Annotated in this window: 23 protein-coding genes and 1 pseudogene; 14 read left to right on the plus strand and 10 right to left on the minus strand. The window is 31.0% G+C overall.

Features of this window, described 5'->3' with window-relative positions:
- Positions 1-50: 50 nt before the first annotated feature.
- From fliF to FBF22_RS01555, 10 genes and pseudogenes are all read left to right on the plus strand, one after another.
- Positions 51-1,733 carry a flagellar basal-body MS-ring/collar protein FliF gene (gene fliF, locus FBF22_RS01510; protein ID WP_002857356.1) on the plus strand — a complete coding sequence of 561 codons (1,683 nt, stop codon included), beginning with the start codon at positions 51-53 and terminating at the stop codon, positions 1,731-1,733.
- Positions 1,733-2,761, plus strand: a complete 1,029-nt coding sequence (gene fliG / locus FBF22_RS01515; RefSeq protein WP_002854670.1) for a flagellar motor switch protein FliG — start codon at positions 1,733-1,735, stop codon at positions 2,759-2,761. The genes fliF and fliG overlap by 1 nt, the downstream gene beginning before the upstream one ends.
- A 7-nt stretch (positions 2,762-2,768) precedes the next feature.
- Positions 2,769-3,599 (plus strand): flagellar assembly protein FliH, encoded by an 831-nt coding sequence (gene fliH / locus FBF22_RS01520; protein WP_002858748.1) that lies wholly within the window; start codon positions 2,769-2,771, stop codon positions 3,597-3,599.
- Positions 3,592-5,439, plus strand: a complete 1,848-nt coding sequence (gene dxs, locus FBF22_RS01525) for a 1-deoxy-D-xylulose-5-phosphate synthase (protein WP_002859427.1) — start codon at positions 3,592-3,594, stop codon at positions 5,437-5,439. The genes fliH and dxs overlap by 8 nt, the downstream gene beginning before the upstream one ends.
- Positions 5,440-5,524: 85 nt before the next feature.
- On the plus strand, positions 5,525-5,935 hold the full coding sequence (perR, locus tag FBF22_RS01530) for a peroxide-responsive transcriptional repressor PerR (protein ID WP_002854244.1): 411 nt from the start codon (positions 5,525-5,527) through the stop codon (positions 5,933-5,935).
- A 45-nt stretch (positions 5,936-5,980) separates the two neighbouring features.
- A pseudogene (locus tag FBF22_RS01535) lies at positions 5,981-7,188 on the plus strand (hypothetical protein).
- 2 nt (positions 7,189-7,190) lie between these two features.
- Positions 7,191-7,898: a bifunctional demethylmenaquinone methyltransferase/2-methoxy-6-polyprenyl-1,4-benzoquinol methylase UbiE gene (gene ubiE / locus FBF22_RS01540; protein WP_002859428.1), complete on the plus strand. Its 708-nt coding sequence runs from the start codon at positions 7,191-7,193 to the stop codon at positions 7,896-7,898.
- Positions 7,895-9,058: an exodeoxyribonuclease VII large subunit gene (gene xseA / locus FBF22_RS01545; RefSeq protein ID WP_002859429.1), complete on the plus strand. Its 1,164-nt coding sequence runs from the start codon at positions 7,895-7,897 to the stop codon at positions 9,056-9,058. The genes ubiE and xseA overlap by 4 nt, the downstream gene beginning before the upstream one ends.
- Before the next feature lie 9 nt (positions 9,059-9,067).
- On the plus strand, positions 9,068-10,144 hold the full coding sequence (gene serC, locus FBF22_RS01550; protein WP_002868752.1) for a phosphoserine transaminase: 1,077 nt from the start codon (positions 9,068-9,070) through the stop codon (positions 10,142-10,144).
- Positions 10,141-10,491, plus strand: a complete 351-nt coding sequence (locus FBF22_RS01555) for a RidA family protein (RefSeq protein WP_002868753.1) — start codon at positions 10,141-10,143, stop codon at positions 10,489-10,491. The genes serC and FBF22_RS01555 overlap by 4 nt, the downstream gene beginning before the upstream one ends.
- Here FBF22_RS01555 and FBF22_RS01560 read toward each other — a convergent pair.
- The 6 genes from FBF22_RS01560 to FBF22_RS01585 all read right to left on the minus strand — a co-directional run bounded on the left by FBF22_RS01560 (position 10,488) and on the right by FBF22_RS01585 (position 13,781).
- Entirely contained in the window at positions 10,488-11,462 is a 975-nt protein-coding gene (locus tag FBF22_RS01560; RefSeq protein ID WP_002858639.1) for a beta-ketoacyl-ACP synthase III, read from the minus strand. The genes FBF22_RS01555 and FBF22_RS01560 overlap by 4 nt on opposite strands.
- Positions 11,455-12,441: a phosphate acyltransferase PlsX gene (gene plsX / locus FBF22_RS01565; protein ID WP_165433279.1), complete on the minus strand. Its 987-nt coding sequence runs from the start codon at positions 12,439-12,441 to the stop codon at positions 11,455-11,457. Before plsX ends, FBF22_RS01560 begins: the two co-directional genes overlap by 8 nt.
- A gap of 5 nt (positions 12,442-12,446) precedes the next feature.
- Complete coding sequence (rpmF, locus tag FBF22_RS01570; RefSeq protein ID WP_002858674.1) at positions 12,447-12,593, minus strand: 50S ribosomal protein L32; 147 nt, start codon at positions 12,591-12,593, stop codon at positions 12,447-12,449.
- Positions 12,594-12,616: 23 nt separating this feature from the next.
- Positions 12,617-12,970 carry a hypothetical protein gene (locus FBF22_RS01575; protein WP_002859434.1) on the minus strand — a complete coding sequence of 118 codons (354 nt, stop codon included), beginning with the start codon at positions 12,968-12,970 and terminating at the stop codon, positions 12,617-12,619.
- Positions 12,971-13,384 carry a nucleoside-diphosphate kinase gene (gene ndk, locus FBF22_RS01580; protein ID WP_002859435.1) on the minus strand — a complete coding sequence of 138 codons (414 nt, stop codon included), beginning with the start codon at positions 13,382-13,384 and terminating at the stop codon, positions 12,971-12,973.
- A gap of 112 nt (positions 13,385-13,496) precedes the next feature.
- Positions 13,497-13,781: a 4Fe-4S dicluster domain-containing protein gene (locus FBF22_RS01585; RefSeq protein ID WP_002854354.1), complete on the minus strand. Its 285-nt coding sequence runs from the start codon at positions 13,779-13,781 to the stop codon at positions 13,497-13,499.
- A gap of 205 nt (positions 13,782-13,986) precedes the next feature.
- Here FBF22_RS01585 and FBF22_RS01590 point away from each other — a divergent pair, with 205 nt between their 5' ends.
- The gene (locus tag FBF22_RS01590) at positions 13,987-14,583 is read left to right on the plus strand and encodes a peroxiredoxin (RefSeq protein ID WP_002854219.1); all 597 of its coding nucleotides are present in this window, start codon (positions 13,987-13,989) and stop codon (positions 14,581-14,583) included.
- A 118-nt stretch (positions 14,584-14,701) separates the two neighbouring features.
- Positions 14,702-15,790, plus strand: coding sequence for a flagellar biosynthesis protein FlhB (flhB, locus tag FBF22_RS01595; RefSeq protein WP_002868910.1), 1,089 nt, complete (start codon positions 14,702-14,704; stop codon positions 15,788-15,790).
- A 5-nt stretch (positions 15,791-15,795) separates the two neighbouring features.
- On the opposite strand, the gene motB is transcribed toward flhB, so the two are convergent.
- Genes motB through polA form a run of 3 tightly spaced genes read right to left on the minus strand, consistent with a single transcriptional unit; the run spans position 15,796 to position 19,973 of the window.
- On the minus strand, positions 15,796-16,539 hold the full coding sequence (gene motB / locus FBF22_RS01600) for a flagellar motor protein MotB (protein WP_002854333.1): 744 nt from the start codon (positions 16,537-16,539) through the stop codon (positions 15,796-15,798).
- 2 nt (positions 16,540-16,541) lie between these two features.
- Entirely contained in the window at positions 16,542-17,318 is a 777-nt protein-coding gene (gene motA, locus FBF22_RS01605) for a flagellar motor stator protein MotA (protein ID WP_002859438.1), read from the minus strand.
- 15 nt (positions 17,319-17,333) lie between these two features.
- Positions 17,334-19,973, minus strand: a complete 2,640-nt coding sequence (gene polA / locus FBF22_RS01610; protein ID WP_002859439.1) for a DNA polymerase I — start codon at positions 19,971-19,973, stop codon at positions 17,334-17,336.
- 161 nt (positions 19,974-20,134) lie between these two features.
- Here polA and FBF22_RS01615 point away from each other — a divergent pair, with 161 nt between their 5' ends.
- Both FBF22_RS01615 and FBF22_RS01620 read left to right on the plus strand, forming a co-directional pair.
- A complete protein-coding gene (locus FBF22_RS01615) occupies positions 20,135-21,496 on the plus strand; it encodes an MFS transporter (RefSeq protein WP_002875281.1) in 1,362 nt (453 codons plus the stop codon).
- Positions 21,493-22,500: a nucleoside hydrolase gene (locus FBF22_RS01620; RefSeq protein WP_002868914.1), complete on the plus strand. Its 1,008-nt coding sequence runs from the start codon at positions 21,493-21,495 to the stop codon at positions 22,498-22,500. The genes FBF22_RS01615 and FBF22_RS01620 overlap by 4 nt, the downstream gene beginning before the upstream one ends.
- On the opposite strand, the gene FBF22_RS01625 is transcribed toward FBF22_RS01620, so the two are convergent.
- Positions 22,456-22,899, minus strand: coding sequence for a YqaA family protein (locus FBF22_RS01625; RefSeq protein WP_002859441.1), 444 nt, complete (start codon positions 22,897-22,899; stop codon positions 22,456-22,458). The genes FBF22_RS01620 and FBF22_RS01625 overlap by 45 nt on opposite strands.
- Position 22,900: the final 1 nt, after the last annotated feature.

Genomic DNA, 22,900 nt, shown 5'->3' on the forward strand with positions numbered 1-22,900 from the left:
TAAATCAAATAAAAATATGTAAAATTCGCTAAACTAAGGGATGAGAATTAATGGATTTTAAAAATATGCTTCATCAAATTGGGCAACTTTATCAAAATTTAACTCGCAAGCAGCGTATAGTGATTGCTGCATCTATTGTAGTAGTGGTTGGGTTTTTGGTTTTTTTAGCTTTATTTCGTGGAAGTGGTAGTAATGCAAATAATGGATATGCAGTTTTAGTTGAAAATGTAAGCCCAAGTTCTTCTGCTGCAATTGTAGCTAAACTTGAACAAAATAATATTCCCTATAAATTAGAAAGTGAAAATAAAATTTTAGTTCCACAAGATCAGGTTTATCGTCAAAGAATGTTTATTGCAAGCGAAGGTCTTATAAAAGATAGTCGCGTGGGTTTTGAAGCTTTTGATACTCAGGCTTTTGGAGCTACAAATGAAGAGCAAAAGGTAAAATACCAAAGAGCCATAGAAGGTGAACTTGCAAGAACTATTGAGACTTTAGAACCTATTCGTAGTGCTGTTGTACATATAGCATTTCCTAAAGATAGTGTTTTTACTGAAAGGCAAATTCCGCCTACAGCTTCAGTTGTTGTTAATGTTCGCGAAGGCTTAAAGCTTACTAGAAAACAAATTGATGGTATAAAAAATATTGTTTCAGCGGCAGTTCCAAAACTTACTAAAGAAAATGTTAAGATTAGTGATCAAAGTGGCGTGCCTTTAGATGAGCAAGAAGCATATGAAGATGACTTGGTTCGTGCGCAAATTAAATTTAAAAGTGATCAAGAAAAAGCTTTAGAAGATAAGATTATAGAAAATTTAGCTCCTTTTGCAGGTGGTATGGATAAAGTAAAAGTGAGTGTAAATATAGATTTTGATTTTTCCAAGCAAGAATCTCAAAGTGAAATTTATGATCCAAATCCTATAGTGCGTAGTGAGCAAACTTTAAACGAGGAAAGAACAGGTAGAAAAGATCCAGAAATTCAGGGTGTTCCAGGTGCTGTTTCTAATATAGGTCCTGTTGAAGGACTTGACAATAAAGGTCAAATTGACACTTATAAAAAAAATCAAGTTACTACAAACAATGAACTTTCTAAAACTATCACAAATACAAAAAAACAATTTGCAACAGTTTTACGCACTTCAGCAGCTGTCACTATAGATGGAAAATATCAAGATGTGGTTGATGAAAATGGGGATGTGAAAAGCGAATATGTTCCATTGACTAAAGAAGAGCTTGCAAGTGTTGAGAGTATAGTTAAAAATACTATTAATTTTAGCGCTACTAGAGGTGATAGTGTTGTAGTGCAAAATTTACCATTTCATCGTGAGTCGATTAGAGTTGAGAGTAAAGTTAAAACTTTTTACAATCGTTTTGTTGAGCCATTTATTCCACCAGTTAAGTATTTTATTGCAGCGATTTTACTTTTTATTTTTTACAAAAAAGTCATTGCTCCATTTACTCAAAAAATGCTTGAAGATGTCGCAGCGCAAGAAGAAATGCAGCAAGGTCCAAATGCTGTTTTAGATGATGCTGAAGATGCTTTGGAGAAATTTAATGCAGCAAGGAAAAAAGTTGAAGAACAACTTGGTTTTGGGGATAATTTTAATGAAGATTCTATTCAATATGAGGTTTTACTTGAAAAATTGCGTGGTTTAGTAAGTGATAAAGGCGAGGAAATTGCAGCACTTTTACAAAACTTAATTCAAAATGATAGTGAATTTGGCGAAAAGGATATGTGATGATAAAGCTAAGCGAAGAACAAAAAATGGTCTATGATGATTTATCGATGCCTGAGAAGGTAGCGATATTTCTTATACAACTTGGCGAAGATGCAACAACTTCTGTGTTTTCACATATGGAAATTGATGTAATTACAGAAATTTCACGTTATATTGCTATGGCTAAAAATGTTGATAGATCCGTAGCTACTGCGGTTTTAGAAGAATTTTACACTCTGCTTCAATCAAATCAATATATTAAAAGTGGTGGTTTGGAATATGCTAAAGAAATACTTTTTCGTACTTTTGGGCCAGAGATTGCAAATAAAATTCTTGAAAAACTCACTAAAAGTATGGAGAATAATCAAAATTTTGCTTATTTGGCGCAAATTAAACCACAGCAACTTGCAGACTTTATTACCAAAGAGCACCCACAAACCATCGCTCTTATTTTGGCACACATGGATTCTATTCATGCGGCAGAAACTTTAGAGTATTTTAGCGATGAATTAAGGGCTGAGGTGGTTATAAGAATGGCAAATCTTGGCGATATTTCTCCAAGTATTATTAAAAGAGTTTCTGCAGTGCTAGAAAGCAAGCTTGAAAGTCTTACCTCTTATAAGGTTGAAGTGGGCGGCCCAAGAGCAGTAGCAGAAGTGCTTAATCGTTTGGGTCAAAAAGCAAGCAAATCAACCATTACTTATATTGAACAAAGTGATGAACGCTTAGCAGAGACTATTAAAGAGCTTATGTTTACTTTCGATGATATACAAAAACTTAGCACTCAGGCTATAAGAGAAATTTTAAAAGTAGCCGATAAGCGTGATTTAATGATAGGTTTAAAAGGTGCAAGTGAAGAGTTAAAGCAAAAATTCTTAGCCAATATGTCTACGCGTGCAAGCGAAGCTTTTCTTGAAGAAATGGGTTTTTTGGGTGCTGTGCGTGTTAAAGATGTTGAAGATGCACAAAGAAAAGTTGTTGAAGTGGTGCAAAAACTTGCAGAACAAGGTCTTGTTCAAACAGGCGATGCGGATGAAATGATAGAGTAGGTGAGAGATGGTTAATCGTAGCAATGTAATTTCTGGTGGGGCTTCTGATCAGCATGTTGTTGAAGGATATCGTTTTAAAGTTATTTCAGAATTTGATAATCATACAGGTGAAAAAAAACATACTCAAACTCCAGATGAAGAAAATACTAATATATCTTTAAATGACGAAAAACCAGTCGAAGAAAATCAAGTCATTGCCTCTACACAAGCTGTTATGGAAACTCAAATTCCAACATTTCAACCAAGCTTTGTTGAAGATTTACTTAAAAAAACAGATGAAATGTCAAGCAATATTATTAAACTTCAAATGCAAATAGAAAGCCAAGAGAATGAATTTAATAACCGCTTAAATTCAGAACTTGAAAATGCTAAAGAAAAATTTACCAAAGAGGGTTATGAGAAAGCAAAAGAAGAATTTCAAAAGGAATTGAGTGATTTTAAAGATAAGTATTTAAAAAGTATAGCCAAACTTGATAATGCTTGCGAAAATCTTGAAAATTTCATAGAAAAAAATGAGAAAGAATTAGCAGATACTGCTATAGATATCGCTAAAGAAGTAATCTTAAAAGAACTTGAACTAAATTCAAGTAAGATAGCTTATGCTTTGGCTAAAGATTTAATCGGCGAGCTTAAGGGTGCTAGTGCAATTGAGCTTAAGGTTAATGCAGAGGATTATGAGTATTTAAAAGAGCAATTTGATCAGAATGCTCATATTAAAATAAGTCTTGATGATGCAATTAGCAAAGGAAGTGTTGTTATTATAAGTGACGCAGGCAATATAGAATCCAATCTTAACTCTCGTCTAACTAAAATTAAAAAAATGGTGAATAATGAGTAAAAAATTTGCCCATACTCAAGAAGAGTTAGAAAAGCTAAGTTTAAAAGAATTAGAAAATTTAGCAGCATCTATGCGTGAAAAAATCATACAAGTTGTGAGTAAAAATGGTGGGCATTTAAGTTCAAATTTGGGTGCTGTAGAACTTAGTATAGCAATGCATTTGGTTTTTGATGCAAAAAAAGATCCTTTTATTTTTGATGTGTCGCATCAGTCTTATACACACAAGCTTTTAAGCGGAAAAGAAGAAATATTTGATACTTTAAGACAAATCAATGGTTTAAGTGGTTATACAAAACCTAGCGAGGGAGATTATTTTGTAGCAGGGCATTCTAGCACCTCTATTTCTTTGGCAGTAGGTGCTTGTAAGGCCATTGCTTTAAAAGGTGAAAAGCGTATTCCTGTTGCTTTGATTGGAGATGGTGCTTTAAGTGCGGGTATGGCCTATGAGGCTTTAAATGAATTGGGTGATTCTAAATTTCCTTGCGTAATACTTTTAAATGATAATGAAATGAGTATTTCAAAACCAATTGGAGCAATTTCAAAGTATCTTTCTCAGGCTATGGCAACGCAGTTTTATCAAAGTTTTAAAAAGCGTATTGCTAAAATGTTGGATATATTGCCTGATAGTGCTACTTATATGGCCAAGCGTTTTGAAGAGAGTTTTAAACTTATTACTCCTGGGCTTTTGTTTGAAGAATTAGGGCTTGAATATATAGGGCCTATTGATGGACATAATTTAGGTGAAATTATTTCTGCATTAAAACAAGCAAAAGCTATGCAAAAGCCTTGTGTGATACATACTCAAACCATAAAGGGTAAAGGCTATGCTTTAGCCGAAGGAAAACATGCTAAATGGCACGGGGTGGGAGCTTTTGATATAGATAGTGGAGAGAGTGTTAAAAAAAGTGATACTAAAAAATCTGCTACTGAAATTTTTTCTAAGAATTTGCTTGATTTAGCCTCAAAATATGAAAATATTGTTGGGGTTACGGCGGCTATGCCAAGTGGAACAGGTCTTGATAAGCTTATAGAAAAATATCCAAACCGTTTTTGGGATGTGGCTATTGCAGAACAGCATGCAGTAACTTCTATGGCCGCTATGGCAAAAGAAGGATTTAAACCTTTTATTGCAATATATAGCACTTTTTTGCAGCGTGCTTATGATCAAGTGATCCATGATTGTGCGATTATGAATTTAAATGTGGTTTTTGCTATGGATAGGGCAGGGATAGTAGGCGAAGATGGGGAAACGCATCAAGGTGTTTTTGATCTTAGTTTTTTAGCTCCTTTGCCAAATTTCACTCTTTTAGCTCCAAGAGATGAACAAATGATGCAAAATATAATGGAGTATGCTTATTTACATCAAGGACCTATTGCTTTTCGTTATCCTAGAGGGAGTTTTATTTTGGATAAAGAATTTAATCCTTGTGAGATAAAACTTGGTAAGGCGCAATGGCTTGTAAAAAATAGTAGTGAAATTGCTTTTTTAGGTTATGGACAAGGTGTGGCAAAAGCGTGGCAAGTCTTAAGAGCCTTGCAAGAAATGAATAATAATGCTAATTTGATTGATTTAATTTTTGCTAAACCTTTAGATGAAGAGCTTTTGTGTGAGCTTGCTAAAAAAAGTAAAATTTGGTTTATTTTTAGTGAAAATGTTAAAATTGGCGGTATAGAAAGTTTAATTAATAATTTTTTACAAAAATATGATTTGCATGTAAAAGTTGTTAGCTTTGAATATGAAGACAAATTTATTGAACATGGAAAAACAAGTGAGGTGGAAAAAAATCTAGAAAAAGATGTCAATAGTTTGTTGACGAAAGTTTTAAAATTTTATCATTAAATAATAAAAAATATTATTTAATATAAACTTCTTTTAATAAAAATTTTATTATTATTTTTACTTAAAAAAGTAAGGAATAAATAAAATGGAATTACTACAAATGCTTAAAAAACATGAGTTAAAAGCTACTCCGCAAAGACTATGTGTTTTAAAAATTTTAAAAAGACATGAGCATCCTAATATTGATGAATTATATACAGAAATTAAAAAAGAATACCCTTCAATCTCTTTAGCGACGGTTTATAAAAATCTTAATACTTTACAAGAACAAGGTTTAGTTGTTGAAATCAATGTTTTAAATCAAAAAACTTGTTACGATATCTATGAAGAAGAACATATTCATGTTGTTTGCGCCAAATGTGGTGGTATAGAGGATTTAAGTTTTAAAGATGCTAAGCTTTATGAATATCAAGAGCATTTAGAAAAAAAGATAGGCAATCTCGTCAATCATCTGTCTGTTTGTGCTTATGTTGATAGTTGCAAAAAGTGTCATTAAGCAAAATAAGGTTAAAATAACCCATATATTTTAAGGGTTATTTTAATGGTTTATGAAATTCAAAAAAACTTTTTACTATCTGATTGCACTCTTTTAGGGAATTTAAAAAAAGATAATATACCTTTTCGAAATTCTAAATTTGAAACTTTTTATACTCAAATAACTTCAAATCATAGTGTTAAATTTCAAAGTTTTTGCAATGAATTTTATAAAATTACAAAATTTAATAATTCAATTTTAGAACAGAATCAAGAAGAGAAAATTTCTAAAAAAAAATTTGAAAAAGCTCGAAAAAAGATTATAGGAAAGAGTATTAAAAAAGAACGCTTCGAATTTAAATTTTGCTCTTTAAAAAGTTATATTGATATGTATGAAGAGCCTAAAATTTGTATTTTAAAAATATTTTTTCCAACTTTGGATAGTTCCAATGAATTTAAAATTCCTAAAGATTTTAAAATTCAAAAAGAATTACATCATGATTTAAATTCTAAACATATCGTTTTATATGGTTTTGAATATCAAAATTTTGATATAGAGAAATATTTTAAAATTATAGAAAAAAATCAGAATTTTAGCTTGGATTTTCCAAATTATATTAATGCTTATGATGGATTTAGAATTTTTTTATTTTATTTATTTAAAAAATTAAAATTTTATTGGACTTTATCTTTAGAGAGAAAAGATAAGCAAAGTTTATGCGAATTTTTATTTTATTCAAGAAGCTTGTATATAGTTTTATCAAGTATGAATACTATTTTAGATAAAAATTTGAGTAATATTTTGGCTTTAAAGTTTAAAGATATAACGAAAAAAACTCAAGATATTTTAGCAAGTGAAAATTCAAATCAAGATTTATTGCTATTTTTAAGCGATGAAAAAATCCAAGATTTGTTTAATGATTTTGATTTTTTCATAAAGGAAAATTCTTTTTATGAAGGTGATTGCAAAGATAGGTTTTTTAAACAACTTGTTGCGTTAGAACTTAGAAAAAAAATTATTTTATTTAGAAAAAATATACTAAAAAATTTTGATTTAGAGCTTTTTGAAAATAGTTTTTTTGAATTGGCAATATTTTTAGAATATTTTTAGAATATTTTTATCGTTTTTTAGAGATAAAAAATTTAAACAAACTTTATGAAAAATATTGCAAAGATAGGGATAAAAATATTTTTTCGAAAATAATCAATAATAAAAATAAATTTTGCAAATTGCTTAAAAAATCAAGTAAAAATTTGAAAATTTACAAAGGATAAAAATGCAAAAACAAGAAAAAATTATAGAAATGTTTAATCAAATTGCACCTACTTATGATAAGGCGAATAGAATTTTAAGCTTTGGAGCTGATGTAGCGTGGCGCAAAAAAGCTTGTCAAAGAGTGATGAGTTTGTATTTAAAAAAAGATTTAAAAATCGCTGATATTGCCTGTGGCACAGGGGATATGATAGAGATTTGGCAAGAGAGTGCTTTAAAAATGGAAAAAAATATTCTAAATATTAAAGGTATTGATCCAAGTAGTGGCATGCTAAATGTTGCAAAAGAAAAATTTCCAAATGTCGAATTTATAGAAGCAGGGGCGCAAAATTTACCTTTAGAAAGTCAAAGTTTAGATATTTTAAGCATTAGTTATGGCATTCGCAATGTTGTAGAAAGACAAAAAGCCTTAAGTGAATTTGCTAGAGTACTTCAAAAAGATGGTATTTTGGTAGTTTTGGAATTTACAAAAAGAGAAAAGGGTGGATTTATAGCAGCTTGTAGAGATTTTTATCTTAAAAATATTTTACCAAGTATAGGTGGGATAATCAGTAAAAATAAAAGTGCTTATGAGTATTTGCCAAACTCTATTGAAGGATTTTTAAGTAAGGAAGAGTTCATCTTAGAACTTAAAAATGCTGGTTTTGAAATACTTGATTATAAAAGTTTTAGCTTTGGCGTGAGTTCAATGTTTATAGCAAAAAAACTATGACACCAACAGAATTAAATCTTAAAGCAAAGGCTTTATTAGAAACACATTTTGATGATATAGTTTTAAGTGGAGAAATTTCAAAAATTACTTTGCATGGTTCAGGACATTGGTATTTTGATTTAAAAGATGAAAGATCAAGCATTGCTTGTGCTATGTTTAAAGGAGCTAATTTAAAAGTCGGATTTAAACCAGCTGTGGGGAATTTTTTAGAGCTTTGTGGAAGTGTAAGTTTATATCCTGAAAGTGGTCGTTATCAATTTATCGCTACTAGTATGAAAAAAGCAGGTTTTGGGGATTTGGAAGCACAGTTTTTGGCTTTAAAAGAGCGTTTGCAAAAAGAAGGACTTTTTGATCCACGCTTTAAAAAATCTTTGCCAAAATTTCCTAAAAAAGTAGGCATTATCACTTCAAAAACTTCTGCTGCTTTGCAAGATATGTTAAAACTTATTCACCAAAAAGAATATTTTTTGGCAAAAATTTATATTTTTGATGCTTTAACTCAAGGAAATAATGCTCCTTTTTCTCTTATACAAGCTTTAAAAAAAGCCGATGATATGGATTTAGATGTTCTTATTATAGCACGTGGTGGAGGAAGCAGAGAAGATCTTTTTTGTTTTAATGATGAAAATTTAGCAAGAGAGATTTTTAAAGCAAAAACTCCTATTATTTCAGCCATAGGACATGAGATTGATTATGTTATTAGTGATTTTGTTGCAGATTTTAGAGCTCCAACGCCTTCAGCTGCTATAGATACTTTGTTTTATTCTAAGTTGGATATAGAGCAAAGTTTGGATTTAATGGAAGAAAAATTAATGCAACTTTGGAATTATAAAATACAAAATTATGAAAATTTGCTTTTAAATTTAAGCAAATTTTTCAAATTTAATTCTTTGCCAAAAATAATAGATGAAAAAATAAAACAAAGCCATAATATAGAAAAGCAATTAAATCATCTATTGGCAAATCAAATGCGTTATAATGAATTAAAATTAGATAAATTGCAAAATGCTTATTTGCAACATGAGAATTTTTTTAATAAAAGCAAAAAGTTTATTTGTATCAGAAAAAATGGTAAAATAGCAAATTTAGAAGATCTTAAGAGTGATGATATCGTTATTTTAAGTTCTCAAACTTCTCAAAAAGAAGCAAAAATTTTATAAGGATAGATTATGAGAAAAATCAATTTCAGTGCAGGGCCATCGACTTTACCTTTAGAAATTTTAGAGCAAGCTCAAAAAGAACTCTGTGATTATCAGGGTAGGGGTTATTCTATAATGGAAATTTCTCACCGCACAAAAGTATTTGAAGAAGTGCATTTTGGAGCACAAGAGAAAGCTAAAAAACTTTACGGGTTAAATGATGATTATGAAGTATTATTTTTACAAGGTGGAGCAAGTTTACAATTTGCTATGATTCCTATGAATTTGGCTTTAAATGGGGTTTGTGAATATGCAAATACAGGAGTTTGGACAAAAAAAGCAATTAAAGAAGCACAAATTTTAGGTGTCAATGTTAAAACCGTAGCAAGTAGCGAGGAAAGTAATTTTAATCATATTCCTAGAGTGGAATTTAGAGATAATGCTGATTATGCTTATATTTGTTCTAACAATACTATTTACGGCACTCAATATCAAAATTATCCTAAAACTAAAACTCCTTTGATTGTGGATGCATCGAGTGATTTTTTTTCTAGAAAAGTAGATTTTTCAAATATTGCTCTTTTTTATGGCGGAGTGCAAAAAAATGCTGGAATTTCGGGTTTAAGTTGTATTTTTATCCGTAAAGATATGTTAGAAAGATCTAAAAATAAACAAATTCCTAGTATGTTAAATTATTTGACTCATGCTGAGAATCAGTCCTTGTTTAATACGCCTCCAACCTTTGCCATTTATATGTTTAATCTTGAAATGGATTGGCTTTTAAATCAAGGCGGACTTGATAAAGTACATGAGAAAAATTCTCAAAAAGCTGCTATGCTTTATGAGTGTATTGATTTAAGTAATGGATTTTATAAAGGACATGCAGATAAAAAGGACAGATCTTTAATGAATGTGAGTTTTAATATTGCTAAAAATAAAGATTTAGAGCCTCTTTTTGTAAAGGAAGCCGAAGAAGCTGGAATGATAGGACTTAAAGGACATAGAATTTTAGGAGGAATTCGTGCAAGTATTTATAATGCGCTTAATTTGGATCAGATAAAAACCTTGTGTGAATTTATGAAAGAATTTCAAGGAAAATATGCATGATAAAGCGTTTTGATGAGTGCGATAGAATGTCGCAAATTATTGTTTTTGATAAATATTTTAAGACTGCAGGACAAGTGGCTTTTGAACCTAGCGGAGATATTAAAAAACAAACCAAAGAAGCACTTGCAGAACTTGATGCTTTGTTTGAAAAAATAGGCGCAAGCAAAGGAGATTTGATTCAAATTCAAATCTGGTTAGCTAATATGCAAGATTTTGATGCAATGAATGAAATTTATGATGCTTGGATTAAAAATTATCCTAAACCTGTTAGAGCTTGTGTAGGAAGTGCTTTAGCAGAGGGTTATTTGGTAGAAATTCAAGCTTTTGGAAAGCTAAGAGAGAATTAAAAATTCTCTCCTCCAAATTTTAAAAGCGCAGATCCCCAAGTAAAACCACCGCCAAAAGCATCTAGTAAGATCAGATTTCCTTTTTTAAGTCGACCTTCTTCATAGGCATCATTCATTGCCATAGGTATAGAAGCAGCTGAAGTATTGCCATATTTTTGTACAGTGATCACACATTTTTCATCGCTTAGATTGAGTTTTTCTTGGACGGCTTTAATGATGCGTAGATTAGCTTGATGAGGAATAAAAAGATCAATTTCTTGTGCTAAAATGTTATTTTTAGCTAAAATTTCTACAACATCATTACTAAGCGTGTTTACTGCTATTTTAAAAACTTCATTGCCTTTCATTTGCATAGAAAGTGTTTGACATAGGCTTGATTTTTGCGATCTTTGAGTCATTAAAAGATCTCCATAATTACCATTGCTTGCAGTATGTACATCAAGGATATGATTTTCATTATCCAAACTTACAACTCCAGCACCTGCACCGTCTCCAAAGAGTATGCAAATACTTCTGTCATTGTAATCCATAATTGAACTTGTTTTTTCAGCTCCTATGATTAAAACATTTTTTTTCAAACCACTTTCTACTAAGGCTTTAGCTTGTTCAAGCAAATAGATAAAACCAGAACAAGCTGCTGAAATATCAAAAGCGCTAATATTTACAAGTCCTAAATTTGAAGCAATTTTACAAGCCGTTGAAGGCATAGTAAAATAATCAGGACTTAAAGTAGCTACAAGAATCGCATCAATATCTTCAGGTTTTAAATTTGCTCTTTCTATGGCTTTTAATGCAGCTTTTGTGCCCAAATCGCTAGTATTTTCATTTTCACTAGCAATGCGCCTTTCTTTAATACCTGTGCGTCTAGTGATCCATTCATCGGTGGTATCTACCATTTTTTCAAGATCAGCATTGCTTAAAATTTTTTCTGGAATATAAGAAGCTATACTTTTAAGACTGGCTTTAAGCATTGTATTTCCCAAGTTCATTTTCTATAAGTTTATTGATATGAGATTGGCTAAAATTTATAGCTTGAAAAATTGCATTTTTAATAGCTCTAGAATCGCTTTTTCCATGACTTATGATCACGCAGCCATTAACTCCAAGAAGGGGTGCTCCGCCATATTCTTGCCAATCTGTGTGTTTTTTTAATTTTTTAAAAGATGGCTTCATAAGTAAAGCACCTATTTTAGAAATAAAAGATTGCTTTACTTCGTTTTTTAGAAGTTGAAAAATAGCTGTTGCCACACCTTCACAAGCCTTTAAGATAACATTTCCATCAAAACCATCGCAGACTAAAACATCTATTTCACCATTGAAAATATCTCTACCTTCAGCATTGCCTATAAAATTTGGAATTTTTTTCATAAGCTGATGACTTTCTTTGGTAAGTTCATTACCTTTGCATTCTTCTTCACCATTAGAAAGTAAAGCAAGGCGTGGTTTTTGAATTTGCATGATTTCTCTAGCATAAACTTCACCCATTATGGCAAATTGAAATAAATTTTCAGCTTTGCAATCTGTATTAGCTCCAACATCCAAAAGTAAAGTTTTGTTAACGATATTTGGCATTAAAGTGGTAATAGCAGGTCTTGAAATACCTTTAAGTCTTCCAAGCCTTAAGGTAGCCAAAGACATACTTGCTCCACTATGACCCGCTGAAACTACAGCATCTACTTTTTTTTCTTTTAATAAATTAATAGCTTTGTATATGGTTGTTTCTTTATTTTTTAAAGCATCTGTGGCATTTTCATTCATCGAAAAAATTTCACTAGCTTCTTCGTATTGTATATATTGTTCTAATTTTTTTGGTATTAAAGGTTTTAGAATTTTAGAATTTCCCACTAAGATAGCGTTAAAAGGTTTTGCTTCTAGTGCCTTTAAAACGCCTTCTATAATGGGTTTTTCTCCAAAATCACCACCCATTGCATCAATGGCAATGTTAATCATTGATTTTAATATTCCTTAGTTGTTGGATTCGCACGGTGAGGCATTTTGTAGCTTCCATCTTTGTCTTTTATAGGCATAGGAAGACTAACTTTATAGTGAGTTCTGCGTTTAGCTGCACGAGTTTTGCTCACTCTTCTCTTTGGTACTGCCATTTTTTCTCCTTTATAAAATTTAATTAATTATTGCAATTTATGCAATAAAAATAATCACTCAAATAAACTTCAAGCTCGCTAATAGCAACTTCTATTAAATCAATATGTCCATCGAAAAATTCTATAGTATTGCTCAATTCGTTTGCTTCATCTTTAAAAATACCATCACTTGCAAAAAGTTCTAAATTTTCTTTAATTTCAAGTTCTAACTCAGTTCCACAACTATCACAAGGTCTATAGATAAAACCTTGCATAATAGCATTTATTTTAACAAGCTTAGGATTTATTTTTACTAAATTTCCCTCAAAAATCATATTTTCAAGATTAAGTTTAAAAGGATATTCCTTTGTATTAATCTTAGAAAAAGGGATTTTCATTTAGCAAATTTCATTTGGTTTAAAGAAAAATTCAATTTCTATTTTTGCATTTTCCAAGCTGTCACTTCCATGAACAGCATTAGCATCAATACTCTCAGCAAAATCGGCTCTAATTGTTCCTGCTTTAGCTTCTTTAGGATTTGTCGCTCCCATTAAATCTCTATTTTTTAATACAGCACCTTCTCCTTCTAGTACAGAAACAACAACAGGACCGCTAATCATAAATTCAACCAAGTCTTTAAAAAAAGGTCTTTCTTTATGAACAGCATAAAAATTTTCAGCTTGTTCTTTACTAAGTTGAACTTTTTTCATTGCAGCGATTCTTAATCCATTGCTTTCAAAACGATCTAAAATTTTTCCTATAACACCTTTTTTAACAGCATCAGGTTTAATTATAGATAAAGTTTTTTCCATCTTTGTAATAACTCCTTATTTTAATAAAGCTTAAAATTATACTTGAATTTGTTTAAAGAAAGTTAAATTAAAAGAAAAAGCTAGGAATCTCTAGCTTTTTAATTTTTTAAAATTATGCAAAAACTGGAGTGTCCCCACTTCTCATATCAGCGCCAATATTATCACGACTTGGTTGTCCTGATTCTACAGCACTCCAAACTATACATCCATCTGTTGGGCAAGCACTGGCACAAGCTGGTTGATCATTATGTCCTACGCATTCAACGCATTTGTTTGCATAAACATAATATCTATCTTCACCTTCTGGATTGTTAGCATCATCAACGATAGCACTCACTGGACACTCATCAATACAAGAACCACAAGCAATACATATATCTGTAATTTTTACAGCCATTTTTTCTCCTTTTTAATATTAAGATTTAAAAGATTTTAGCATAAAATTCTTAAATAATGTAAATTTTGATAATCAAAAATTTACATTATTTGATAATAATTATAACTTTCTTAAATTTTTAATATTATTTTAGATATTTAAAAAAAAATAAAGATTTAAACGATATAATTTCGTTATCAATAAAATTTATTATTTAGGAGAAAATATGATAGTTACTAAAAAAGCTTTAGATTTTACTGCTCCAGCAGTATTGGGAAACAATGAAATTGTTCAAGATTTTAATCTTTATAAAAACATAGGTCCAAAAGGAGCGGTAGTATTCTTTTATCCAAAAGATTTTACTTTTGTTTGTCCTTCAGAAATTATAGCTTTTGACAAAAGATATCAAGAATTTAAAAATCGTGGCATTGAAGTAATTGGAATTTCAGGAGATAATGAATTTTCACATTTTGCTTGGAAAAATACTCCAGTAAATCAAGGTGGTATTGGTCAGGTTAAATTTCCGCTTGTTGCTGACTTAACTAAGCAGATTGCTAGAAATTTTGATGTACTTTATGCAGAAGCAGTTGCCCTTCGTGGTTCGTTCTTGCTTGATGCTGATGGAACAGTTCGCCATGCTGTGGTTAATGATTTACCACTAGGTAGAAATATAGATGAAATGTTAAGAATGGTTGATACTATGCTTTTTACAAATGAGCATGGTGAAGTTTGTCCTGCAGGATGGAATAAGGGCGATGAAGGTATGAAAGCTAACCCTAAAGGCGTGGCTGAATATCTTGGCAAAAACGAAGCTAAACTTTAATTTCTTAGTATAAAGCCTCTTTACGAGGCTTTTTCTTCATTTTTATTCTTTAATTGAAATTCATAAATTTTCTACTATAATTTTACACACATATTAAAATTTTTATTTAGGCTAAAATATGGCAGGCGAAGATCAAGAAAAAACAGAAGAACCCACGTCCAAAAAGATAGAAGATGCGCGTAAAGAAGGTAATGTTCCAAAGTCTCAAGATGCGGCAGCTATTGTAACTTTGATAATTGGAGTAACTATAACTTTATTTATGATGAGTTTTATGGGCGAGAGAATTGTAAATTTATATAGATACTATCAAAGTTTTATTGGTGTTGAATTTGATTTGCGTATTATTCAAGCCATTATGATTAAAAGCATTTTTGAGGTTTTAATTATTCTTGCACCTATTGTTTTAAGTATTATGATTGCTGGGGTTTTGGGAAATATTATGCAATTTGGTTTTATTTTTACAACTAAACCTATTATGCCAAATTTAGGAAAAATCAATCCTCTAAAAGGTTTAAAAAACCTTTTTTCATTGAAAAAAATTGTTGAAAGTATAAAAATTATTTTAAAAGTGGGTATTGTTTTTACTATAGCTTTTATAGTTTTACTTAAATTTATGCAAGAGCTTCCAAGAGTTGAGCTTTATACTATGGTTACACAGCTTGCTTGGCTAAGAGACAGAGCTATTGTTTTAGCAGCTATTGTTATAGTTGCTTTTTTAATTATTGCTGTTTTAGATGTTTTTTTGGTGCGTTTTCAGTATTTTAAAGGTTTGCGTATGAGCAAACAAGAAATAAAAGATGAGTATAAACAAATGGAAGGAGATCCTCAGGTTAAAGGTAGAATTCGTAGACTTCAAATGGAAGCTGCGCGTCGTCGTATGGTTCAAGATGTTGCAGGTGCGGATGTGGTGATCACAAACCCAACGCATTATGCCGTAGCTATTCGTTATGATACAAGTAAAGAACAAGCCCCTAGGGTTGTTGCCAAAGGAGTGGATTTTCTCGCTCTTCGCATAAAACAAGTAGCCTATGAAAATAATGTTGTAGTTTATGAAAATCCTCCTTTAGCAAGAGAGCTTTATAAAGCTTGTGATGTTAATGATCTTATTCCTAGGGAAATGTTTAAAGCTGTAGCTGAGGTGCTAGGATTTGTTTATAATACAAATAATAAGAGTCGTTTAGCTGGTCAAGTAAAAAAAGGAAACTAAAACTTTTAAGGTGCTTTAGTTCCTATTTTGTTAATAAGCTCAAGAACCGATTTTTGAGTACTTGTATCTGCTGTATCGACTTTAAAATATATTTCTACTCTATTATTTTCTAGAGCTTGTGGATTTCCATTGATAGGATTATTAAGCCCGTAGCTTTTAATGCTAATATTTTTCAAATTTGCTCCACCTTCTATAAAATATTTTAATACATTTTCCGCTCTTTGGTAGGCGAGTTCATAACTTCTTATAATAGAGTCGCTATTGTCTGTATAGCCTCTAATTTCTATTTTTGCTTGAGGTGGCAAATATGTTGTTAGCTCAGCCATACGTTTTAAATAATCTTGTATATCAGCTGAAACGATTTGAGCACTACCTCTTTCAAATTCAACTTTAGATGGAAGGTTAAGAGCAACCTGATTATCGCTTTGATCTAGAGCTGCTTGAAGACGTTTGATAGTTTCTTGCTGTGTCATAGTCATTTGTTTTAACGATTTGAGTTCATCGCTTTCTTCTTTTGCTGCGCCTTTATATTTTTCTTGGGTTTTACTCTCTTCTTTGACTGTTTGAGTAGAGGTGTAATCAAAGATTTTAACAAATTCAGTTTTTAAAGCCTCTACTTTAGCAGGATTTGTTTTAGAAATTGCCCAAAGAGCAATAAAAAGTGCCAAAAGCAAACTTAGAAAGTCTGCATAAGGCACAGCCCATTTTTCACCTGCTGGACATTCTGGGCATTTATGTTTTTTAGCCATTTTTAACCTTTGTCAAATTGTGAAATTCTTGGATCATCGTGACTTAAGAAGTTAAAAAGTTTAGCTTCTAAATCTCTAGGATTAGCACCTTCTGCAATTCCTTTTATAGCTTCAGTAATAACAATTTGCTCTTTTACAAGATCCATTCCATTAGCTTTTAATTTTTTCCCCCAAGGAGCAAAAAGTGCATAAGCGCCAAAAATTCCCGTAACTGTAGCTGTGAAAGCACCTGAAATACCCGCTGCCATTGCTTGAGGATTGTCTAGCAATTTAAGAGCTAGAATAAGACCAAAAACCGCTCCAACAAGTCCCATGGTAGGGCAAGTTTCTCCAAATACTATCCAATATTCTGCGCATTCTTTATAATGCTCTTCAAGTTGTTCGGTTTGTATTTCCATGCTTTCGTGAATTTCTTCAAAGCTTTTACCATCTACAAGCATCATCATAGCATTTTTTAAAAATTCATTTTCAATCTCATTGGTTCTTGATTCTAATGCTAAAAGACCATCTCTTCTTGCAATAATAGCAAATTCTATTAACTGAGCTATCCTTTCAGGTAGATTTACTCCAGAACCTTTAAAGACAACTTTGAGTTCTTTATAAGCTGCTTTTACAATTTTTTTATGTGTAGAAGTCATTGCACAAAATGCAGCCGTTGGCATAACTATAAGAAAGGAAGAAAGATGAATAACATGTAAAGGATTTCCTCCTTCTAATATATCTCCTACTGAAATACTAGTAACTGCAAGCACCATTCCTAATATGGTTGAAAGATCCATTAATTATCTCCTTGATTATTTTAAATCGCCCCAATTTTTGGCGATACTTGAACTTGTTTTTAATTTTACTTTTAATTTTACTATATTTTCCATAATATCTCTAGTTTTTTTTACAAAATTTTCACACAAATCGTCTTTTACTTCAAAAATTAATTCATCATGAATTTGTAAAATAAGCTTTTTATCTTCATTTAATTCTTTATTGATTTCTAGCATTGCAAGCTTGATTACATCTGCTGCTGAGCCTTGCAAGATTGAATTAATGCTTTCTCTTTCATACATGGCAATTTGCATAGGTTTTGCGTTTTCAAAATCAAAATAACGCTTGCGACCGCTTAAAGTAACAATAAAACCATTTTGTTTAGCTTCGTTTTTAACTTTTTCAAAATATTTCTTAATGCTAGTAAAATTTTCAAAATATTTTTCTATGTAAGATTTGGCTAAATTAGCTTCTATTTTTAAATTTTGACTTAAGGTTTTATAACCCATACCATAAATAAGTCCAAAATTTATACTTTTTGCAACACTTCTGGTTTCATAATTGCTTTCACCAAAAATCATTATTGCTGTTCTTGCGTGTATATCTTCATCATTGGCAAAAGCATTTAAAAGTTTTTCATCTTCGCTAAAATGTGCAAGTATTCTAAGTTCGATTTGAGAATAATCAAGAGAGATAAAACTAAATCCATCTTTAGCTACAAAGCAAGATTTATAATCTTTTGCATATTGTCCGTGTGCAGGGATGTTTTGCAAATTTGGATCCTTAGATGAAAGACGTCCTGTAGCGGTTCCAGTTTGTAAAAAACTTGAATAAATGCGTGAATTTTTATCTTTTAACGCTAGTTTTAACAAAGGTTCGCAATAAGTGGAATAAAGTTTGGCAAGTTCTCTATAATCTAAAATTTTAGCAATTACAGGATGTTTATCTAAAAGTATATTTAAAACTTTTTCATCGGTAGAATATCCTGTTTTTCCTTTTTTTCCGCTTGGGAGTTTGAGTTTTTCAAAAAGTATATCACCCATTTGTTTAGGTGAATTTAGATTAAATCTATCCTCGCAAAGAGTATAAATTTCTTCACTTAAATTTTTGATTTCATTTTCAAATTTTTTCATAAGGATTTCAAGTGCATTTGTATCAAGCTTTATGCCATTTTCTTCCATCATCATAATGATTTTAATGAAATCAAATTCGCAGTTTTTAGCAAGTTCTAATAAAGGAGTTTCAAGATTTTTTAAAAAATAAAGATAAAATCTTAAAGTGATATAAGCATCTTCTGCAGCGTATTTACAAGCTTTTTCAAGTTCTACACTTGCAAAATTTTCTCCTTTTTTAACAAGGCTTTCAAAATGCAAGGTTTCGTAATTAAAAAGTCTTAAGGCTAAATCATCCATATTTACTCTTAAAGAAGGATTTTTAAGCCATGCCAAAATCATTGTATCTGCGTATTTTTGAGGTAAATTTAAGTCAAAATTGTTTTGAATGATTTTAAAATCATATTTGAGATTGTGCCCTATAACAAAATGATTAAAGATTGCTTCTATAGCTTTTTTGGCACTTTGCAATGAGATTTGCTCACCTACTCCAAGATAATTATGAGTTAAAGGCACGTAAAAGGCTTCATTTTCATTCATGCAAAAACTAAAACCAACAATTTTTGCTTCTTTAGTATCAAGTCCTGTGGTTTCGGTATCAAAAGCAATAATACTTTCTTTATCAAGGGTATTTAAAATTTCAAAAAGTTTGTTTTCATCTTGTACTAAAGTGGCTTTAAAACCTAAATTTTTATCTTTATTATCAGGATTTTGACGCAGTTTTTTAAGCAAAGTATTAAGTTCGTAATGTTCTAAAATTTCAAGTATTTTTAAAAGAGGTTCTTCATCAGGATAAGTGGCTTTTTCTATGAGATTTTGTACTTCTAAATTGTCATACAAAGAAGCTAATTTTTTGCTTAAAAATGCATTTTCCTTACCCTCTAAAAGCAAGTTACGACTTCTTTCGTTACGTACTAGGGTTAAATTTTCATAAATTCCCTCTATGCTACCAAACTCATCAAGCAAGGTTTTAGCTCCTTTTGCACCTATACCTTTAACGCCTGGAATATTATCAGAACTATCCCCACAAAGAGCTAAAAAATCTCTGATTTGATTAGGTTTTACTCCGTATTTTTCTAAACACGCTGCTTCATCATAGTCGTTTTTAGAAATAGGACTGTAAATGCTTGTTTTACCATCTTTTATGAGTTGATAAAGATCTTTATCTTGAGTGATAATACGTACAAAAATATCTCTATTTTCACAAGTTTTTACAAAAGAAGCAATGATATCATCAGCTTCATAACCTTCTTGAGAAACGCTTATGAAACCCATTTTTTCTATCATCTTTATGCAAATTGGAATTTGTTCTAGAAGTTCAGGTGGCGGTGGAGTGCGATTTTGTTTATAGTTTGGATCAATTTCGCTACGAAAAGTTTTTCCTTTGGAATCTAATGCAAAAACAATATAATCACTTTTATATTCATTTTTTAAGCTATAAATAAAATTTGCAAAACCGCTAATCATTCCACTAGCTTGTCCTTGTGAATTTTTAAAACCTTTTAATGCGTAGTAAAGTCTGAAAAAAAATCCAAAAGTATCAATAATAGTTAAAGTTTTCATAATAATTTCTTCTTTTGATAAAATATATTTTGGTTATATTATTTCAAAATTTTGCTTAAAATGTCTCGAAATTTAAAGATATTTAAGCGAAAATACTTCAATTTTTAGTCATAATATCGAGTAGAGTAAAAATTTTATATGAATAATGTAAGGAAAATGTAATGACAAATCAGCAAATTGATGGAATTGCAGATAAGAATTTTAACACACCTGAAGGTAGAAAAGTTTTTAAAAAGGCAGTTTTTTCTTGCTGGTTGGGAACTGCTATGGAATATGCAGATTTTGCACTTTATGGTTTAGCAGCTGCAACAATTTTTTCAGAAGTATTTTTTCCTGAGCAAACTCCAGTAATTGCACTTTTGCTTAGTTTTGTAACTTATGGCATAGGTTTTATTGCAAGACCTATTGGGGCTTTGTTTTTTGGTCATTTAGGTGATAAACACGGAAGAAAAAATGTTATGATGGCTACAATAGCTTTAATGGGAATTTCAACTACTCTGATAGGTTTTATCCCAAGTTATGCAGTGATTGGTGTTTGGGCGCCTATTTGTTTGGTTGCATTACGTTTTATGCAGGGTTTTGGCGCAGGAGCTGAACTTTCAGGTGGAACAGTTATGCTAGGAGAATATGCTCCTAGCAAGAGAAGAGGGCTTGTTTCTTCTGTGATTGCTTTAGGATCAAATAGTGGAACTTTGCTTGCGTCTTTTGTATGGCTTTTGATGGTACAAATGGATGAAGCAAGTTTTAAAGAATGGGGCTGGAGAGTTCCTTTTATGGGAAGTATTTTAATCGCTCTTTTTGCTGTATATATTCGTTTTCATGTCAAAGAAACCCCTGTTTTTGAAAAGCAAAAAAATGAAATGATGAAATTGCGTCTTAATAACGAAAAGCATATGAAAAAAGATGAAAGAAGTTTTTGGCAAAGAAGTCGTGCTTTTTGGACTATGGTGGGCTTAAGAATAGGCGAAAATGGACCTTCTTATCTTGCGCAAGGTTTTATTGTAGGTTATGTGACTAAAATTTTACTTTTAGACAAATCAGTAGCTACTACAGCAGTGATGATAGCTTCATTGGTAGGGTTTTTAGTTATTCCTTTGGCAGGTTATTTAAGTGATAAATTTGGAAGATGTATTACTTATAGAATGTTTTGTTTGCTTTTAATGATTTATGCTTTTCCTGCTTTTATGCTTTTAGATAGTAAAAATGAAATTATTGTGATTTTAACTATTATTGTAGGTATGTCTTTAGCATCTTTAGGGATTTTTGGTGTGCAAGCGGCTTGGGGTGTGGAGCTTTTTGGGGTAAAAAACCGTTATACAAAAATGGCTTTTGCTAAGGAGCTAGGTTCTATTCTTTCAGGAGGAACAGCGCCTATGGTGGCTTCTGCTTTGCTTGCATATTATGGCACTTGGTGGCCTATCGCGACATATTTTGTATTAACTGCAGGTATAGGTTTTGTGACTACATTTTTTGCGCCAGAAACTAGAGGTAGAGATTTAAATAAAATAGAAGATGCGATATGAGACTTATCTTAGACACGGACATAGGCAATGCTATTGCAGGAGCAAATACTGATGATGGTTTAGCACTTGCTTTGATTTTGTCATCTAAAGAAATCAAACTTGAAATGCTAAGCACAGTTTGCGGTAATGTTCCAAGCCTTGTTGCCTATAGTGTGGCTAAGGATTTATTTAAACGTTTAAATTTAAATATCCCGGTTTATTTGGGAGCGAATGAAGCCCTAAAAGAACCAAGTAAAGCTTGGCGTCAAAGACTTGATGAAAGTGTTAAAAATTTTAAACTTGAATATCTTTGGGAAAATATAAAAAGTCCTGAAATTTTAGAAAATATAAATCCTGATGCGATTTTTAAAATGGGTGAGTTGGTGAGTAAAAATCCTAAAGAAATTTCTATTTGTGCGATAGGACCTTTGACAAATATCGCTATGACTATGAAAATTTTTAAAGATTTTGATATAAATCTTAAAGAGCTTTTTATTATGGGCGGCAGTTTTGATATGCCTTATTACACTAAAGATACAAATTTTGGTTTTGATCCTGAGGCGGCTAGTATAGTGCTAAATTCAAGAGCTAAAATTACACTCATACCTTATAATGCAACCATGCAGACTTTATTAACACACGAGGATTTAAAAGAGTTGCAAGGTAAGAATATTTTATGTGATTTTATCGTTGAAACTTTAGGTGTTTGGATTGATTATGCCTCTAAAACACGTGGTACAAAGGGAACTTGGATGCATGATGCTTTAACGATAGCTTACGCATTAGATTCTAGTATTGCAGATTTTGATGAGTGTTATGCTGATGTTATTTGCGATAGTTCTTTGGCAAGAGGTATGAGTTGGCGTTGTTTTAAAGAACCAAAAATGAGTATGGGGGTGGATTTAAGCACTAAAAATTGTGTTAAAATTCTAAAAAATGTAGACAATGCAAAGCTTTTAAAACTTATAAAAGAGAGGTTTTTAAAAGGAGTTTGCTATGAAAATTATGAAAGCATAACGACTTAATTTTCCAAGTAAGATAAAAAATATAGTTTTTAAAAAAGAATATTTCGCAAAACCAAGTCCCAAGGCAAAAAGATCTCCTACTAAAGGTAAAAAAGTAAAAAAAGCAAATATACTTCCAAATTTAGCAAAATTAGCATTGAAATTTTCTAATTTTTTTAAGGATTTGCTAAAGTATTTTTCTAAAATTTTTTCTTTTCCAAAATACGCTAAAGCATAAGTACTTAAACTTCCTAAGGTATTACCCAAAGTGGCTACGATAAGTACCAAATTCGGATTAAAATCAAGTTTTATAAAGCCTAAAACAAAGGCTTCACTTGCTAAAGGTAATAGTGTGCTTGAAAGAAAACACACCATGAAAAGCCCCAAATAGCTAATATCATTATATAAAAAATCAAACATA

Origin of the sequence: Campylobacter sp. CFSAN093260 (genome assembly GCF_012890095.1) — a bacterium.
Classification (GTDB): domain Bacteria; phylum Campylobacterota; class Campylobacteria; order Campylobacterales; family Campylobacteraceae; genus Campylobacter_D; species Campylobacter_D jejuni.